We start from the raw sequence: 16,486 nt of genomic DNA, 5'->3' as shown, positions 1-16,486 counted from the left end.
GCCGAGCGGAACCGTCACCGTCACCGTGGTGCCGGAGCCCGGGCGTGAGCGCACCGTCAACCGGCCGCCGACCAACTCCGCCCGCTCGGTCATCGACAACATCCCGTAGCCCCCGGTGGCACGCTCGGACGTCATATCGAATCCGACGCCGTCATCGGCCACCTCGATCCGGGCCATCCCGTCGGCGACCGTGAACCGCACCGCGGCCCGCATCGCCCGAGAATGCTTGACGACGTTCTGCAACCCCTCCTGCGCAATCCGATACAACGCCACCTCGAGGTGCTCGGGCAGACGTTCCTCGGCCAGCTCCAAGTCCAGATCGATCTCCGGAATCGACGACGCCAAGCTGGCCAGACCACCGGTCAGCCCGAGGTCGTCGAGCACCGGCGGGCGCAACCCGCTGATCGCCGACCGCGCCTCCGCCAACGTCAGATCCACCAGGTCGCGGGCCTTCTCGAGCTGTTCAGCGGCCTCCGCCGATTCGCGGTCGTCCACCGCGCGCGCCGCCGCGTCGAGCCGATAGGTCAGGCTGACCAGTCGCTGGGAGATCCCGTCGTGGATATCGCCGGCCAAGCGGCGACGCTCCGCCTCCTGCGCGGCAATCACCTGCTCGGCAAAGTTCTCGTGGGCACGTTCGCGGGCGGACAACTGCCGGTGCAGCCGGGCCTGATGCAGTGTGCCGGCAATCAACCGGCCGATCACCCGCAGCAGATCGATATCGCGATCGCTGAACTCGCGGCGCGCCACGGTGTGCACGTTGAGCACACCGACCAGACCTCCCGGCCCGGTCTCGATCGGCACCGACGCCATCGAGGTGTAGTCCGCTCCCCGCAATGCCTCAATCGGCAGATACCGCGGGTCGTCCTCTTTGTGGTCGGTGATGACAACCGGCTCCCGGTGGCTGGCCACCCAACCGGAGACACCCGACCCCAGCGGGAGCCGGACCTTGCCGACCTGTTGGTCGAACGGCGGTGTTGCCCCTGCCAGGGTCAGCGACCGGTCGGTGTCGTCGAGTACGTGCACAAAACAGATGTCCGAGGCCGTTGCTGAGGTGATCAGCCGCGCCGCCGCCGCGGCCAACGGTTCCACCCCCGGCCCGCTCGAGGTGGCGGCGACGATATCGACCAGCAGGGCCACCTCCCGATCCGCGTCGACCAGCCCGTGGACCACATCCGCAGCCAATCCGTCCGACACCGTCACTGGTAGATCCCTTCTCGGAGGGCGGTGGCCACCGCTGCGGTGCGGTCACTGACACCGAGCTTGCGATAGATGGACCGCAAATGGCTCTTCACCGTCTCGTCGCCGATCACGAGTTTGCTGGCTATGCCCCGGTTCGACAGTCCGGTGACCACAAACGACAAGATCTCGCTCTCCCGCTGGGTCAGACCGTGGCGGGCTCCCGGCCAGAACTCGTCACGCTGCAATCGAGCCGCGGTATCGGCAGCCCGGGCGGCCAGACCCGCGTCGATGGCAGTGGATCCGGCGTGGACGTACTCGAGTTGACGCACCAGTTCGTCGCTGCTGATCCCTTTCAGCAGGTATCCCGACGCCCCGACCCGCAGCGCCTGGAACAGATACTGCTCGTCGTCGTACACCGACAGCAGGATCACCTTGCGCTCCGGGTCGCGCTCCCGGATCGCGCGGCACAGGTCCAGCCCACTGGCGCCCTGCATCCGGACATCGCACAACACGATGTCCGGCTTGAGGCTGTCGATGACAGCAAGCGCATTCTCGGCCCCCACGGTGTCACCGACCACCCGAACCCGATTCTTGAAAGCCGCGAGCATCGCCTTGAGCCCCTCGATCACCATTTCGTGATCATCAACCAGAACTACCCGCACGGGAATCGTCGATACTGCAGCCGCCGTCATAGGTTCACGATAATGGTGCCACCAAAACACGTCACGCAAAATCTTCGGCGGGTACTTCTTGGGCCCCGCCATTTACCCCCACCATTTCCCCCGGCTCGGGGAGCAGAACATTGCGTCGCCCTTTCTATTCTTCGGCCATGACGCCTTCGACCCCGACGCTGGTGGCCTCGGTGCTGCCCGCCGACTTCGCCCATCTGGGCCGTGACGTGACAGCCATCGAGGCAGCCGGGATCGACCGGATCCAGTGGGATGTGATGGACGGCCGGTTCGTGCCGAATCTGACGTTCGGTCCCGACGTAATCGCGGCCGCCCGCGATCTGGTCGACATCGGGTTCGAGGCCCACTTGATGGTCGACGACCCGGATCCCCTGCTCGGGCGGTGGGTGGAGGCGGGCTGCGAGATCGTGATCGTGCACGCCGAAGCCTGCCGGCACCTGCACCGCACCCTGGGGCGCATCCGGGATCTCGGCGCCCGGGCCGGCGTTGCGCTCAATCCCGCCACCCCGCTTGCCGCCGTCGAATCTGTCCTCGACCTCACCGATCTCCTCCTGGTGATGACGGTGAACCCCGGTTTCGGCGGCCAGCGTTACCTGGCGAGCATGGAACCCAAGATCGCCGCCGCGCGCGCCGAGATCGACTGCCGCGGACTGGATATCGAACTCGAAGTCGACGGCGGAATCAGCACCTCCACCATTTCCGGCGCCGCAGCCGCCGGCGCAACCGTGTTCTGCGCCGGGTCCGCGCTGTTCACCGGCTCCGACACCATGGCACAACGCACCATCGCCCTCCGTGACGCCGCAACCGAAAGGCTGGTCCTGCAGTGACCACAACACCTGAGGCCACCGACACCATCGGCGTGCACTCCGATGATCTCGATCAGCTGGCCGTCACCACCCTGCGTTTTCTGGCCGCCGACGGTGTGCAGGCGGCCAACAGCGGTCATCCCGGGCTGCCGCTGGGTACCAGTGCCATCGCCTGGACGTTGTGGTCGCGGCACCTGCGTCACGATCCGGCGGATCCGCACTGGCCGGATCGTGACCGGTTCGTCCTCTCGGCCGGTCACGGTTCCATGCTCCTGTACGCACTGCTGCATCTGTTCGGCTATGACCTGCCCGCCAGTGAGCTGCGCCGGTTCCGTCAGCTCGGCTCGCGCACCCCCGGACACCCCGAATTCGGTCACACCCCGGGCGTGGAGACGACGACGGGTCCGCTGGGCCAGGGCATCGCCAACGCCGTGGGGATGGCACTGTCCGAGCGAATGTTGGCCGCTCGCTGCAATATCGGTGGCCACACTGTGGTGAACCACCGCACCTGGGTGCTGGCCGGTGACGGGGACCTGATGGAAGGGATCAGCCACGAAGCGGCGTCGCTGGCCGGCCGACTCGGTCTCGACAAGCTGACGGTGCTCTTCGACGACAACAACGTCACCATCGACGGCCCGGCCACTCGCAGCTGCAACGATGACGTGGCGGCCCGGTTCGCGGCCTACGGGTGGCGGGTGCTCTCGGTTGCCGACGGTAACGATGTTCCGGAACTGGATCGGGTGTTGGGGCTCGCCGCCGAGTCCGACGGCCGTCCGACCTTGGTGCGGGTGCGCACCACGATCGGCTTCGGCGCCCCCGGGGTGGCGGGCACCCCACAGGCTCACGGCGCTCCCCTGGGTCCGGATGCGCTCGCCGAGATGCGCCGCCGATTCGACTGGCCCGATCAGCATTTCCATGTGCCGGTCGCCGTGAGCGCAACCGCCGCGGTGGTGGCCGCCCGGGGCGCCGAGGAACACCGCCGGTGGTCTGACACTCACAACCGTTGGGAGGCCGAAAATCCCGCGCTCGCCGCTGATTTCCCGCTGTCCGGCGTGCCCGCGCTCGACAGCCCGGACGAGCTGGCCGCACTGGTGGACGAGCTGGCGTCCGGCCCGAAGATGGCTACGCGCAAAGCATCCGGCGCGGCCTTGACGACCTTGGCTGCCGGCTACCCGGGTCTGGTCGGAGGGTCCGCCGACCTCGCCGCCTCCACCAACACCACGATCCCCGGCGGTGACGTCGGCCCCGGCGACTACGCCGGACGCACCATCCACTTCGGCATCCGCGAGCACGCCATGGCCGCGGTGATGAACGGGATCGCGCTCCACGGCGGTCTCCGCCCGTTCGGCAGCACGTTCCTGGTGTTTGCCGACTACCTGCGGCCGGCGCTGCGCCTCTCGGCACTGATGAAGCTGCCGGTGATCTATGTGTTCACCCACGACTCGGTGTATGTCGGAGAGGACGGCCCCACCCACCAGCCGATCGAACACATCGAATCCTTGCGGCTGATACCGGGATTGACCGTGTTGCGGCCGGCCGACGCCGCCGAGACCGCAACGGCCTGGCAGTTGGCGGCTGCCAATCTCGACGGTCCCACTGCCCTGGTGCTGTCCCGACAGGATCTGCCGGCTCTCGGCGCTGCCGGACTCGGTGACATCGGCCGGGTCGGCGCCCGCACCGTGCGAGCCGGCGATCGACGCGCCGACGTGGTGCTGGCCGCAAGCGGTTCGGAGGTCGCGTTGGCACTGGATGCCGCCGACGAGCTCGTCGCCCATGACATTGCCGCCGACGTGGTGTCGGTGCCGTGGCGCGACCGCCTCGACGATGCGGTGCAAACCGGTGCACACGACCTGCCGGCGGTTCCGATGGTGTGGATCGAGGCCGGGGTGACGATCGGCTGGCGAGCATTGGCCAGGCCCGGCGACTCGGTGATCGGTATCGACCGATTCGGCGCGAGCGGGCCGGGTGCCCAGGTGGCCGCGGAGCTCGGACTGACCACCACCGCCGTTGTCGACGCAGCGCTACACAACCTCGGCCGGCGTCGATAGAGTCGCGGTGATCCGATGCCCGACAAGCTGATCCGGTTCCGCGGTGCCACTCGTACCGCACGGCGACGGCCGGTGATCCTGGCGATCGCCGGAGACAGTGCCTCCGGGAAAACCACCGTGGCCTCGGGGCTTGTCGAAGTGCTGGGGCCGCAACGGTGTGTGTCGATCTCCACCGACGACTATCACCGGTTCGACCGGGAAGAACGCGCCGCAAAGCCGTTCACGGTGTTGCATCCCGACTGCAACTACCTGGAGATATTGGGCCAGCACCTGCAACTGCTGGCCACCGGTCAACCCATCCTCAAACCCGTCTACGACCACGCCAGCGGCCGGCTGACCCGGCCCGAGCTTGTCGAACCCCGGGACTTTGTCATCGTCGAGGGCTTGTTGCCCCTGCACAACAAGCTGGCCCGCGCCTGTTTCGACATCACGGTGTTCCTGGATCCGGCCGAACATGTGCGCGAGAGCTGGAAGATCCAACGCGACACCACAACTCGAAACTATTCGTATGAGCAGGTGCGGGCTGAACTCAGCTCTCGGGCAGCCGAGTCCGCCGCCTACATCCGTCCGCAGCAATCCCACGCCGACGTCGTCGTGCGGTTCGCCCCGATCGAAGGCCGTGATGACCCTCCGGATACCCCGATGTCAGCCACCATGCTGCTGCGTTCGACCATCCAGCAGCCCGACCTCACCGAGATCCTGCCGTCGGGTCTCACCCGCACCATGCACATGCGGCTGGCCCACGACAACGACGGCCGCCCCGTCGACAGTGTGCACATCCACGGCTATGCCGGGGAGCAGGAAAGCGCCCGGTTGGAGAAGATGCTGTGGCATGCCTTCACCGACGACGGCTCCGACACTCCGCAAGCCTTGGGCCGGCTCGGAGCGGGCGTTCGGAGCACACCGCTGGCCGTCACCCAGATGCTCTTGCTGTTCCATCTGTTCCAGTGCTTTCGCTGAGGGACGGCACCCATGCTGGAGGCTGTGATCTTCGATGTCGACGGAACGATCGCCGACACCGAGTGTGACGGACATCGCCCGGCGTTCAACGCGGCTTTTGCCGCGCACGGACTGGATATCGTCTGGTCCCCGGAGGAATACGGCCGACTGCTGGCCGTCACCGGCGGACAGCGACGGATCGCGCAGTACCTGGCGGTCCGGGGTTACGGTGATGGCGCGCTGCGCCTTTCGGACGAGATCCACCGCACCAAGACCGAGTTGTTCCGGGAGCGGATCCTCGACGGCGCCGTCTGCGCACGGCCCGGGCTCCCCGAGTTGGTCGACGACCTGCGGACGGCCGGCATCCGGATCGCGGTCGCGACCACCGGACGACGCGCCTGGGTCGACCCACTGCTTGCCGCACTCCTGGGCACCGACGCGGTGGAGGTGACGGTGACCGGCGACGATGTGACACGACTCAAACCCGACGCCGAGGTATATCAGCGCGCGCTGCGGGAGCTCGGTGTGGCGGCGCCCAACGCGCTGGCTGTCGAGGATTCCGCGGTCGGCCTGCAGGCAGCTCTGGCAGCCGGGGTGGCCACCGTCGTCGTGCGCACCGAGTACACCGCCGGGCAGGACTTCACCGGGGCCGCCGCAGTGCGCGACGGCTTCTCGGTGGGTCCGCGCGACGAGCAGTCGTTACGCGCATCGGGATGCAGGCAGGCTCATGCGCGGTGGTGGCGCGAGCGCTCTCAGAAGTAGCCGTTGGCCGGGGGTGCTGTTCCGTTGACAGCGTGATCACCTGCCACATAAGCCTTGTAATCCAGTGGGCTGTGAGTCGCCAGGGTCCGGATGTTGCGCCAATGCCGATCCAGGTTCAACGCCCGGGCGGTCGCGGAGGCACCTCCGGTGTCGAAGAGCCGCTCGGCCGCACTCAGCGTCAACCGCTCCGCCACCAGTTGGGCTTCGGCCACGGCGACCGCCACCCGGGACAACACATCGGGATCGGCGGTGTCTCCCCCGTCGACAAGCGCATCCAGACGTTCGGCCGCCGACAGCACCACGGATTCGGCCGCCGCGGCCGAGGCGGCGATCTCCCCGACAGCCCGCAACACAAAGGGATCGGCGGCCGCGGTGTCGGCCACCGAGTGTGCCGCCGGGCGAGCTCGGTGACGTACATAGTCGACGGCGTCAGTACGGACGGCTGCGGCAATCCCAGCTGCCACCGCTGCCAGGTACAACTGCAGGAACGTGGTGCTGTGGCCGAGGTGTTGCCCGTCGGAGACGGTGGTGACTTCGGCGGGCTCGACCACAACATCGGTGAACCGGGTGCTTCCGCTGGCGGTGGTCCGTTGTCCGAAACCATCCCAGTCGTCGGAGACCTCGACCCCCTCACGGTCGGTGGGAACGATCGCCTGGAGGTCGCGTCCGCGGGCATCCACTGCGGACACCGCGATCACATCGGCGTACAGCGAGCCCGTCGAGTAGAACTTGTGGCCGTTGAGCCGCAACAACCCGTCGGCGTCGGCGAGCACCGTGGTGTCGGCACTGCCCGGAGCCTTGCCCCGCGCGTCGGTGATCGCGTTACCCACGACCAGCCCCGCGGCGATCTTCGGAAACCACACCTGGCGTTCGGCCTCGGTGGCCCGGTTGCTCAGCAGCCGTTCCGAGAAGCCGAAGTGAGCCCGAAGCGCCTGGGCGACATTGGAACTGCCGGAACCGATCCGGATCACCGCAGCGAGGACGTCGCGCACCCCCGCCCCGGGTCCGCCGTACCGGACGGGAACCCGCAGGGCAAGGATTCCCGCTTGCCGCAACCGTTCCACCGCGTCGTACTGCAGCACCCGGTCCCGCTCGGCGACAGCGTCTTCGAGGCGGAGATCGGCGACGATCGCGTCGAGCTGTTCCAAGCGCTGCTCGACACCGATCAACGGGACTGCTGTGACGCTCATTGTTTCTCCTGGTTTCAGTGGAATCGGGGAATGACGTGCTCGGCGAAGCGCTCCAGTTCGGCTTCCAGCGGCTGGAACTGCAGCATGAACAACTCGATGCCCGCCTCATGGAATGCGGCGATCCGCTCGGCCACCTGGTGATAGCTGCCGACCAAGCCGGCCAAGGTGCCACCGTTGGAACCCACTCGGCTACTACCGGAAAGCACCTTGTACATCTCGGTTTTCGGGTCGGTGCCGGTGGAGATCTCCGGTCGTTGCTCGGCATCCACCAAGGCCTGTAGCCGGGCGACCTCGGCTCGCGCAGCGTCCTCGGTATCGCGGGCAACAACAAAAGCCGACAATCCGAAGCGCAACGGGTCCCCGGTCCGCGGCCGGCTGCGCAGATCGTCGATCACCGCCACCGTATCGGCCAGCGGTCTGCCATTGATGAAAAAGACATCGGCCTGCGCAGCTGCCAGCGCCCGCGCCGGTTCGGACTCTCCACCCAGGTACACCGGCGGCACTACCGCAGGTACCGGCCGGCACAACGCACCCTGTCCGGTGGGATGGGCCGCCGAATGGACCACTTCTCCCGACCACAGGGCCGTCACGGTCTCCAACCAGATCCGGGTGTAGGAGTAGCGGTCGTTGTGGTCGAGAAGGGTGCTGCCCAGGGCTTCCAGCTCCGGCAGGAACCATCCGGAGACCACGTTGATCGACAACCGGCCCACCGAGATGTCGGCGATGTTGCCCGCCAGCTTGGCGAAGACCAGCGGGTTCAGCAATGCCGGCTTGACCGCGCCGATCAGCTCGATCCTGCTGGTCGCCTCGGCCAGTGCCGCCAGAGTCGACCAGGTTTCCAGGACCTGGTCCTCGACGTTGCTCGGGTGCAGCACGTGTTGTGCTACCAGCGTGGCGTCGAAACCGGCCTGCTCGGCGCGCAGCAGCAGCGCGCGATTCCGCCGGTAGCTCGCGTCGGGCGGATCTTGCGGATGCCACCGCGCTCCGTGGTTGCCATAGACCGGAGCCCATACCCCGAACCGGGGTCGCGTCACGAATTGGCCAGGTAGCGTTGCCGTTCCCAGTCACTGACGTGCCCGATGTACTGCTGCCACTCACTACGGGCCAGGGTGGCGAAATCGGCGACCGATTCGGCGCCGAGGATCTCGGCGATGGTGTCGTCCTGGGTTGCCAGGGCCAGTGCGGTTCCCAGTGAGTCCGGCAGCGATGCACCGACACCGTACAGGTTTCCCGACGCTGCCTCTGCCGGCAGGCGCCCGGCTTCGAGGCCGGCCACCACCGCGGCCAGCGCGGAGGCCACCAGCCAGTAGGGGTTGGCGTCGGATGCACCGGTGCGTAATTCGATCCGGCTCGCGCCGGGAGCCGGTTCGATGAGCGATCGCACTGCGGCGCTGCGATTGTCGCGGCTCCAGTTCACCGTGTCCGGGGCGAAGGTGTCGGGCGCGTAGCGGCGATAGGCGTTGACCGAGTGAGCCCCGAAAAGGGTGATCGAAGGCAGGTGTTCGAGAAGCCCGGCGATCGCGTACAGCGCCGTGTCACTCTCGGAGCCTGCCACCGGCTCGAATGCCGGGGTATCTCCCCGCCACAGCGAAATGTGCAGGTGGGACGAGCTGCCCGAATGCTCGGAGAACGGCTTGGGCATGAAGGAGGCCAGCTTGCCGTGCTTTCGCGCGACCTCTTTGGAGGCGTACTTGAGTCGGGCGCTGTCGTCAGCTGCGGCCAGCGCATCGGTGTACACCAGGTTGGTCTCGACCTGGCCCGGACCGTATTCGGTCTGGATACCCTCCAATCTGGTGAAGGCGCCCAGTGTTTCGTACAGATCTGTGATCAACGGATCCAGTTTGTTGGCGTTTTCCAGCGAGTAGGCGTGGATGTCGTGCTGAAACGGTGATCCGTCGGGCTCCAGCAGGTAGAACTCGTACTCGACTCCGATCTTTGCGGTGTATCCCACCGATTCCAGCCGAGACAGCACACGTCGCAGCACCGCGCGTGGATCCAGCTGTGACGGCGTGCGGTGATGGGTGACGATATCGGAGATGACGTGACCGACACCCGGCCGCCAGGGTAACGGGGTGAAGGTCGAAAAGTCGGGTACCGCATACACATCCGGGTATCCCCCGGCCCAGTTCGTGAGCTCCAGCGAGTCGATCACGGTGGCGTCGGTGTTCCAGCCCAATGACGCCTCGCAGAACGCGAAGCCGATACCTTGGGCGCGGCCCAGGAACTGCGCGGCCGGGATGCGCTTGCCCTGCGCATGTCCGAACGGATCGCTCCAGGCCACCTCGATCTCGGTCAGCGAACCGTCATCGAGGCCGCGCAGCAGCTCCTGTGTTGCTGCCGAGTCTGACACGGCTGCAGCGCTTTCCGAGGTCCGGGTCACGAGGACGCCCCCGACTTCGCTGCCACCCGGTTCCCGGCGGCCACGCCACCGACAAACGCGGCGACCAGCAATCCGATGATCACCCAGGCCAGCACCGTGGATCCTCCGACCAGATCCGACAGGTTCACCAAGATCAGCACCAAGGATGTCGCAAGACCGATCAGGCCGAGAGCCGGGGCAAACCACACCCGCCACGGGGAGTGCCCGCGCCGGTCCTTGGCGAAGAAGACCAGGACTGCGACGCTGGTCGCGATCAGCAGCACCACAAATCCCACCGTGGTGGTGCCGGCGAACCACGTGTAGAACTCGGTGGCCGGATCGAGGTCGAAGAGCACGGCCAACAGCACGCTGACGGCGACGACTGCGGAGATCCCCAGTGACGCCAGATGAGGTGAACCATGCCGAGAATGCGCAAGGCTCAACGATTCCGGCAACACGTCACGCTGCGCCAGCGCGAACACGTAGCGTGAGGCCACATTGTGGAATGCCAGGATGCAGGCGAACAAACTGGTGAAGTAGAGCACGGTGATGATGTCGGTGCCGACGAGGCCGATGTAGCGTTGCGCGGTGTCGGCCAGGAAACTGCCTCCGGAGTCAGTGGCCCGGGCGACGGCCTGGTCGTCTCCCCATCCGGAGATCAACGCCCAGCTGGTGATCGCGTAGAACGCCCCGATCAGGATCAGCGCGACATAGGTGGCACGGGGGATGGTGCGTTCGGGGTTGCGGGCCTCGTCGCGGTAGATCGCCGTCGCCTCGAATCCCACAAAGCTGATCAACGCGAACAACAGCCCGATGCCGAGTGAGCCCGAGAACACCGCGGACGGGTCGACGATGCCGGTCGAGAGCCCGTGATCACCGCCCTGCGCCACGATTACCAGATCGAGTACCACCACGATGGCGATCTCGGCGCTCAGCAGAATCCCCAGTACCTTGCTGGACAGATTGATGTTGCGATAGCCGAGGTAGGTGGTCAGGACAAACCCGAGGGCTGCGAACAGCCACCATGGCAGGCTGGGTCCGCCGAAGAGTTCGACGATCACCACACCGGCCGGCCCGAGCAGGCCATACACTCCCGCTTCGAGGGCCACATAACTGAGCAACGCCACGAAGGCCACACCGATGCCCACCGGGAAGCCCAGGGACTGGCGAACATAGGAGAAGAACGCGCCGGCCTCTTCGACAAACGGTGTCAGTGCGGTGAAGCCCACGGCAAACAGCAGCAGGATCAGCGTCGCCGCGACGAAGGTCGCCGGAAATCCGGCACCGTTACCGCCGGCCAGCCCCAACGGCACCACACCGCCGATGACACCGAGCGGTGCGGCCGCGGCGACGACCATGAACACGATCGAGGCGACACCGAGGTCGCCATGCAGTCGACGTGTGCCGCGGTCCGGCGGCGCTGTTGCTGCGCCGCCGCCGTGTGCTGGCGCTGTGGTCTCCGACATCGGTGTCCGCCCTTCGGGGTCGGTGAAGTGAGTTGTCAGCACGATAGAAATCCTCGGCCGCCTTCGAACACCTCTGCGTTCAGCGTGAGTTCTATTCCGACACAGTCGGACACAGTCTGATACAGCTGAGCGAGTTCGGTAGGGTGCCGACATGCGGTGTGGAAGCTCCCTGCGCTCGATCGGGTCACGCGGCCGGCAGCCGCTACGGGTCGGCGCCACCCCCGTGCCACATGCCGAGGTGCTGGATTTCGTCCGCCCGGCACTGGCCGAGCAGGGTGTCGATCTCCAGATCAAGATCTTCGAGTCCTTCGACGCACCCAACGATTTGCTGGTCACCGGCTTCCTGCAGGCGAACTTCTTTCAGTACCTACCGTTTCTGGAACACTTCAACCGGCGCACCGGGGCGACGCTGCGGGCCGTGACACCGGTGCACATCGAGCCCTTCGGTCTGTATGCCCGGCCCGGCAGCGGTATCGGCAATGCCGCCGACATCCCGGAATTCGCCGAGGTGGCGTTACCCGCCGACGTGGTGAACATCGATAGAGCACTCGGGCTGCTACACAGGCTGGGACTATTGGACTGCCCGTCGGGCGTATCCCCCCGAACTCTGACCGACATCCGTTCCAATCCGCGGGAGCTGATCCTCAAGGAGGTCAACAGCTGGCTGCTGGGCGGCATCCGGAACGACTTCGATCTGGCGTTCCTGTTCGGCAATCAGGCTATGGCGCTGGGGCTCGACACCGGTGTCGACTCCGGTGAGGCGCTGTACTGCGACCGTGATCCGGCATACGCCGAGTACCTGGTGACTCGTGACGAGCTGCGCACCGACCCCCGAATTCGCGCGTTGGCCACAGAGTTGGCCGGCGACCGGGTGCGGACGTTCCTGCTGACGGCCTACCGCGGCCAGGTGACGCCGGCTTTCTGAAAGGTATTGCGCTCACCGGGAGCAAAATCGTTGCGGACCTGCGCGGGCCAGGTCACACTCACCGGGTGTACCAGGCTGTCGGCCCGCCGGTTACCGGCACCACCGTGCGTGTCACGGTGGCACTCGAGGTACCCGTGGAACCGCCGAGTCTGTCGAGGCGGGCCACCGAGCTCGCCGACGAGTTCGGCACGATGATGACCAGGCTGCTGCCCGGTGTCGTGGCACACAAAGCGTTTCTCGTTCCTGTCGAGTCCAGCACGGCCCCAAGCGATCCCGAGCCGGTCACGACCCAGGGGCTGGTCGTCGACATCCCGCACCGCACGGTCACTGTCGACGGGGCGCCGATCAGGCTGACCTATCGCGAGTTCGAGCTGCTGCGCTACCTGGCCTCGAGTGGCGCACAGACGGTGTCGCGAGCCGAGCTCATGCAGAACGTGTGGGGTGATCTGGATGGCCCGCACACCGTGTGCACCGTGTCCGAACGGACCGTGGACACCCACGTTCAGCGACTTAGATCCAAGCTCGGCGGCCACGGACGGTTGGTGGTGACCGTCCGTGGCCGCGGATACCGTTTCGACGCCCAAGATGCGCGAATCATGCTGACTCACAGACCATCTCACGTTGCGGATGTCGGCTGACAGTCCTCAGTCGGGGATGTAGTCGAACGTGTCCGGATTGGGCCCGGTGCGACCGGCCTCACCCTGGTCGAGACTCGAGATGGCGGCCAGCTGGTCACCGTCGAGCTCGAAGTCGAAGATCTCGAAGTTCTCCTGCATGCGGGCCGGAGTGACCGACTTGGGGAACACCACATCGCCGCGCTGAATGTGCCAGCGCAGTACCACCTGCGCCGGTGTCTTGCCCGTGGCTTCGGCGATCCTGGTGATCGCCTCATCATCGAGGACCTTGCCCTGAGCGATCGGGGACCAGGCTTCGGTGATGATGCCGTGTTGCTGCCCGTAAGCACGGACGTCATCGTTGGTGAGGTACGGATGTACTTCGATCTGGTTGACCGCGGGCACGGTGTCCGACCCGGCAGCCAGCTTGTCGAGGTGCGACGGCTGGAAGTTCGACACCCCGATGCTCCGGGCGCGGCCGTCTCTGACGAACTCCTCCAACACATTCCATGTCGAGACGAAGTCTCCGTCATAGCGCGTGGGCAGCGGCCAGTGGATCAGGAACAGATCCACGTAGTCGTACCCGAGCGCGCTGAGCGTGTCATCGAAGGCGCGCCGTGCGTCATCGGGCCGGTGGAATCCGTTGTTCAGCTTGCTGGTGATGTAGACATCACCACGCGGCAGCCCTGCGGCGCGGATCCCCTCGCCGACACCTTTTTCGTTGCGATACATCTCCGCGGTGTCGATGTGCCGATACCCGATGTCCAGGGCGGTCTTCACCGCCGCCGCGGTGTCCTCAGGCGGAATCTGGAACACACCAAATCCCAGTTGTGGGATCGTCGTGTCATCGTTCAGCGTGATTGTGGGCACCGTGCTCATTTCCTTGACCTCCACATGATCGTCACGTCTCTCGGTAGAACATCTCGTCGGAAAGCGTTTTCGGATCGATTGCGCCCGACGGGTACGCCGTCACGAATTCCCCCTGGCGCGCGCAATCAACGCTACCCCGGTGTACGTCACAGCGGCGGTATGTCTTCCCGGCGGCTCACCGCCGACGGGACGGGAATTCTGAGCGCCCCCCGGCCGTTGATGGATATCGACGGTGCCGAGCATGCCCCGGGTACCACACCTCAGTCGCCTCGAGCGACCACTTGCCGAGAGGCGCACGCCGGCACCGTCCCAACTTGTTCGCAGTCAGACTGTGGGCACTTCGTCACCATGGCGAGCCCCGGCGACCGACACATTGCCAAAACGCATGGACACTGTGGTGCCGTGGTCGGTGGCGTCGATCAGGACTTCGTCGGACAGCGCTTCCATGAGCGGGATGCCCCGGCCTCGGGTGCGTTTGGGCTCGCGTTCGGTCGAGTCGCGCCAGCAGCCGAGGTCGATGACCGTGACGGTCAGGATGGATGTCGCCCGGTCGTGATCGGCGCGGATGTCGACGGTGCCGGCCTGAGCTGCATTGCGGTAGGCGAATTCGGCAACGTTGGCCAACGCCTCGTTGACCGCCAAAACCACATCGTTGAAACGCGCGGACTCCATCGCAAGGCGGAGCCGGAGCCACCGATCCAATTCGTCCCGAAGCCTGGCTACATTCAGCGGGTTCGCGACCACTCCAGCGCGCACAAAACCCTCCGTGTCTGAGGTCGCGGTGCTGTTGTGCTCGGTCATGGCAAAGGGGGGGCTACCCGATTCCTGCGTTCCTCACGCATCGATTTTGGCGAGCGCCTCGTCCCTGGTTTGGAACAGGTCGACGATGTCGGCGATCCCTACGAGTTTGAGCGGCCGACTGGTCACCGGACCGTCCGCGACGACAGCGAACTTGACTTCCGCCGGCAACTGGTCGTGGGCGCCCACCAGCACCCCCATGCCGGCCGAGGCCAGGAATTCGACATCGGTCAGGTCGACTATCAGCGCAGCCGGTGTCTTGCCTACCGCGGCACCGATGGCCTCTTCGAGCTGCGGCGCCGTCAACATGTCGACCACCCCGGACACGGACAGCACCGCGACTCGGCCGACCCACTCTTCACCGATGACGCAGGTCACCGATCCCGTGGATTCGTTGTCGAGCTTTGGCTGTTCGGACAAGGTTCACCTCACTGTTTGCACGGCGCCGGTCCTGCCGGAAGCTCGTGTGGCTCGCAAGGCTGCGGTCTGAACCCGGCAAGGACGTGTTTGCACTGCGGCTAGGTTATCTCAGACCCTCCCGGTCGCGCCCCTCCTACCGGCCTGAGCACCACGTGTCGGAGGCCGACAGCGAAGCACCGCGGCCGGCGGCGGACGCTCCCGAGGGTCCCTGGCCCAGCCGCCGTGGCAAGTGACGCCCGGGGACCCACCCAGGCCAGATGGGGTGTGACGAGCCGCCCGACTACCATTTTGGTGTGGCACCACAACAGCAGGAGCTGGCCTCCTCGGATCCCAACGCGGACCCGACCACCAGCGACCGGATCCTTGCGGCCACCGCCGAGGTGCTCGCGCGTAACGGAATGACCAAGCTGAGCCTGTCCGAGGTAGCACTGCAGGCCGGAGTGTCCCGGCCCACCCTCTACCGCTGGTTCGCCTCCAAAGAGGACCTGCTGGACGCGTTCGGGCTGTGGGAACACAAGCGCTTCGAAGAGGGCATCGCCGAGGTGACCGCAGGACTGCGCGGCACCGAACGGCTCGATGCCGCGCTCCGGTTCATCGTCGAATACCAGCGGTCCTACTCCGGGGTGCGGATGATCGACATCGAGCCGGGCCACGTCATCTGGAGAATGGGCTCCGTCATCCCGATCATGCGCGCGCGGCTGGAGCTGCTCCTGCCGCCGTCACGGGCAGCGGTCGCCGCGGCGACCGCGACCCGCGTTGCCATCTGTCACTACATGGTGCGCAGTGACGACGATGACGAGTTCCTGGCCCAGTTGCGCCACGCCGTCGGGCTCAAACCGCTGGCCGACTGAGCCGGCCTCGGCGCGGCGATTGACGCGTCCCACCGGCAGGCTTCGAACTGGGCAAACACAAAATAGTGTCGGCCGGGTCATCTCACCAGCAAATAGTGAGAGGTGACACAGATTTTGGTTACGCCCGAAACGTGTTGTTAACGTTCCGGCGCATGTTTGTTCTCGCGACATTGTTGACATTGGTCAACCAAGTTTCCGGAACTCCGTACGTCACCGGCGGAGACACCGCATCCGGCACCGACTGCTCGGGGCTGGCGTCCTGGGTGTCCAACGTGGCCACCGGCCAGCCCGCATTCGGAAACCGTTTCAGCACCGGCAACGAGGAGCAGGCGCTACTGGCGCGTGGCTTCAAGTACGGCACCGCGCCCGATGCCCTGGTGATCGGCTGGAACCGCGGCCACACCGCGGTGACGCTGCCCGACGGCACCGCGGTCTCCAGCGGCGAGGGTGGCGGCGTCAAGATCGGTGGCGGCGGCGCCTATCAGCCGCAGTTCACCAACCACATGTATCTCCCGATGCCCGCCGCACCCCCGGTCGACGCCAGCCCTCCGCCACCAGCACCGCCGGCAC

The 16,486-nt window shown here is 66.3% G+C and carries 17 protein-coding genes; 8 read left to right on the top strand and 9 right to left on the bottom strand.

The window, feature by feature from the left end; translation table 11 throughout:
• Positions 1-1,194, bottom strand: a 1,194-nt coding sequence (locus tag WBB07_RS01590) for a GAF domain-containing sensor histidine kinase (RefSeq protein WP_526304092.1), incomplete at its 3' end; no start/stop codon positions are given.
• A 2-nt stretch (positions 1,195-1,196) separates the two neighbouring features.
• Positions 1,197-1,871 carry a response regulator transcription factor gene (locus WBB07_RS01585; RefSeq protein ID WP_526304088.1) on the bottom strand — a complete coding sequence of 225 codons (675 nt, stop codon included), beginning with the start codon at positions 1,869-1,871 and terminating at the stop codon, positions 1,197-1,199.
• Positions 1,872-2,008: 137 nt separating this feature from the next.
• On the opposite strand from WBB07_RS01585, the gene rpe reads away from it, so the two are divergent.
• Genes rpe through WBB07_RS01565 form a run of 4 tightly spaced genes read left to right on the top strand, consistent with a single transcriptional unit; the run spans position 2,009 to position 6,423 of the window.
• Positions 2,009-2,695: a ribulose-phosphate 3-epimerase gene (gene rpe / locus WBB07_RS01580; RefSeq protein ID WP_526304086.1), complete on the top strand. Its 687-nt coding sequence runs from the start codon at positions 2,009-2,011 to the stop codon at positions 2,693-2,695.
• Positions 2,692-4,722: a transketolase gene (tkt, locus tag WBB07_RS01575; RefSeq protein WP_526304084.1), complete on the top strand. Its 2,031-nt coding sequence runs from the start codon at positions 2,692-2,694 to the stop codon at positions 4,720-4,722. Before rpe ends, tkt begins: the two co-directional genes overlap by 4 nt.
• A 15-nt stretch (positions 4,723-4,737) precedes the next feature.
• On the top strand, positions 4,738-5,682 hold the full coding sequence (locus WBB07_RS01570) for a phosphoribulokinase (RefSeq protein WP_526304082.1): 945 nt from the start codon (positions 4,738-4,740) through the stop codon (positions 5,680-5,682).
• Between the two features lie 12 nt (positions 5,683-5,694).
• Positions 5,695-6,423, top strand: coding sequence for an HAD-IA family hydrolase (locus WBB07_RS01565; protein ID WP_526304080.1), 729 nt, complete (start codon positions 5,695-5,697; stop codon positions 6,421-6,423).
• Here the strand turns inward: WBB07_RS01565 and WBB07_RS01560 are convergent.
• From WBB07_RS01560 to WBB07_RS01545, 4 genes are read right to left on the bottom strand one after another with little or no spacing between them, the layout of a single operon-like run.
• A complete protein-coding gene (locus WBB07_RS01560; RefSeq protein ID WP_526304078.1) occupies positions 6,414-7,613 on the bottom strand; it encodes an acyl-CoA dehydrogenase family protein in 1,200 nt (399 codons plus the stop codon). The two genes, WBB07_RS01565 and WBB07_RS01560, sit on opposite strands and share 10 nt — an antisense overlap.
• Before the next feature lie 14 nt (positions 7,614-7,627).
• A complete protein-coding gene (locus WBB07_RS01555; RefSeq protein ID WP_526304076.1) occupies positions 7,628-8,647 on the bottom strand; it encodes an LLM class flavin-dependent oxidoreductase in 1,020 nt (339 codons plus the stop codon).
• Positions 8,644-9,963 carry a glutamine synthetase family protein gene (locus WBB07_RS01550; protein ID WP_526304074.1) on the bottom strand — a complete coding sequence of 440 codons (1,320 nt, stop codon included), beginning with the start codon at positions 9,961-9,963 and terminating at the stop codon, positions 8,644-8,646. The genes WBB07_RS01555 and WBB07_RS01550 overlap by 4 nt, the downstream gene beginning before the upstream one ends.
• Positions 9,964-9,989: 26 nt before the next feature.
• Positions 9,990-11,438 (bottom strand): amino acid permease, encoded by a 1,449-nt coding sequence (locus tag WBB07_RS01545; RefSeq protein ID WP_526304090.1) that lies wholly within the window; start codon positions 11,436-11,438, stop codon positions 9,990-9,992.
• A 151-nt stretch (positions 11,439-11,589) separates the two neighbouring features.
• Here WBB07_RS01545 and WBB07_RS01540 point away from each other — a divergent pair, with 151 nt between their 5' ends.
• Both WBB07_RS01540 and WBB07_RS01535 read left to right on the top strand, forming a co-directional pair.
• Entirely contained in the window at positions 11,590-12,363 is a 774-nt protein-coding gene (locus WBB07_RS01540; RefSeq protein WP_526304072.1) for a MetQ/NlpA family ABC transporter substrate-binding protein, read from the top strand.
• 65 nt (positions 12,364-12,428) lie between these two features.
• Positions 12,429-13,001 (top strand): winged helix-turn-helix domain-containing protein, encoded by a 573-nt coding sequence (locus WBB07_RS01535; RefSeq protein ID WP_526304070.1) that lies wholly within the window; start codon positions 12,429-12,431, stop codon positions 12,999-13,001.
• 6 nt (positions 13,002-13,007) lie between these two features.
• Here WBB07_RS01535 and WBB07_RS01530 read toward each other — a convergent pair whose 3' ends face one another.
• The 3 genes from WBB07_RS01530 to WBB07_RS01520 form a co-directional block, all read right to left on the bottom strand.
• Positions 13,008-13,856: an aldo/keto reductase gene (locus tag WBB07_RS01530; RefSeq protein ID WP_526304068.1), complete on the bottom strand. Its 849-nt coding sequence runs from the start codon at positions 13,854-13,856 to the stop codon at positions 13,008-13,010.
• Positions 13,857-14,171: 315 nt separating this feature from the next.
• On the bottom strand, positions 14,172-14,648 hold the full coding sequence (locus tag WBB07_RS01525) for an ATP-binding protein (protein WP_526304066.1): 477 nt from the start codon (positions 14,646-14,648) through the stop codon (positions 14,172-14,174).
• A 33-nt stretch (positions 14,649-14,681) separates the two neighbouring features.
• Positions 14,682-15,065, bottom strand: coding sequence for an STAS domain-containing protein (locus WBB07_RS01520; protein WP_526304064.1), 384 nt, complete (start codon positions 15,063-15,065; stop codon positions 14,682-14,684).
• Positions 15,066-15,358: 293 nt separating this feature from the next.
• On the opposite strand from WBB07_RS01520, the gene WBB07_RS01515 reads away from it, so the two are divergent.
• Both WBB07_RS01515 and WBB07_RS01510 read left to right on the top strand, forming a co-directional pair.
• On the top strand, positions 15,359-15,916 hold the full coding sequence (locus tag WBB07_RS01515; RefSeq protein ID WP_526304062.1) for a TetR/AcrR family transcriptional regulator: 558 nt from the start codon (positions 15,359-15,361) through the stop codon (positions 15,914-15,916).
• Between the two features lie 152 nt (positions 15,917-16,068).
• A partial coding sequence (locus tag WBB07_RS01510) for a peptidoglycan endopeptidase (protein WP_526304060.1) occupies positions 16,069-16,486 on the top strand: 418 nt, incomplete at its 3' end.

This window comes from Mycobacterium sp. (assembly GCF_049647605.1).
In the GTDB taxonomy this organism is placed as follows: Bacteria; Actinomycetota; Actinomycetes; order Mycobacteriales; family Mycobacteriaceae; genus Mycobacterium.
This window is presented reverse-complemented; position numbering and strand designations above follow the sequence as displayed.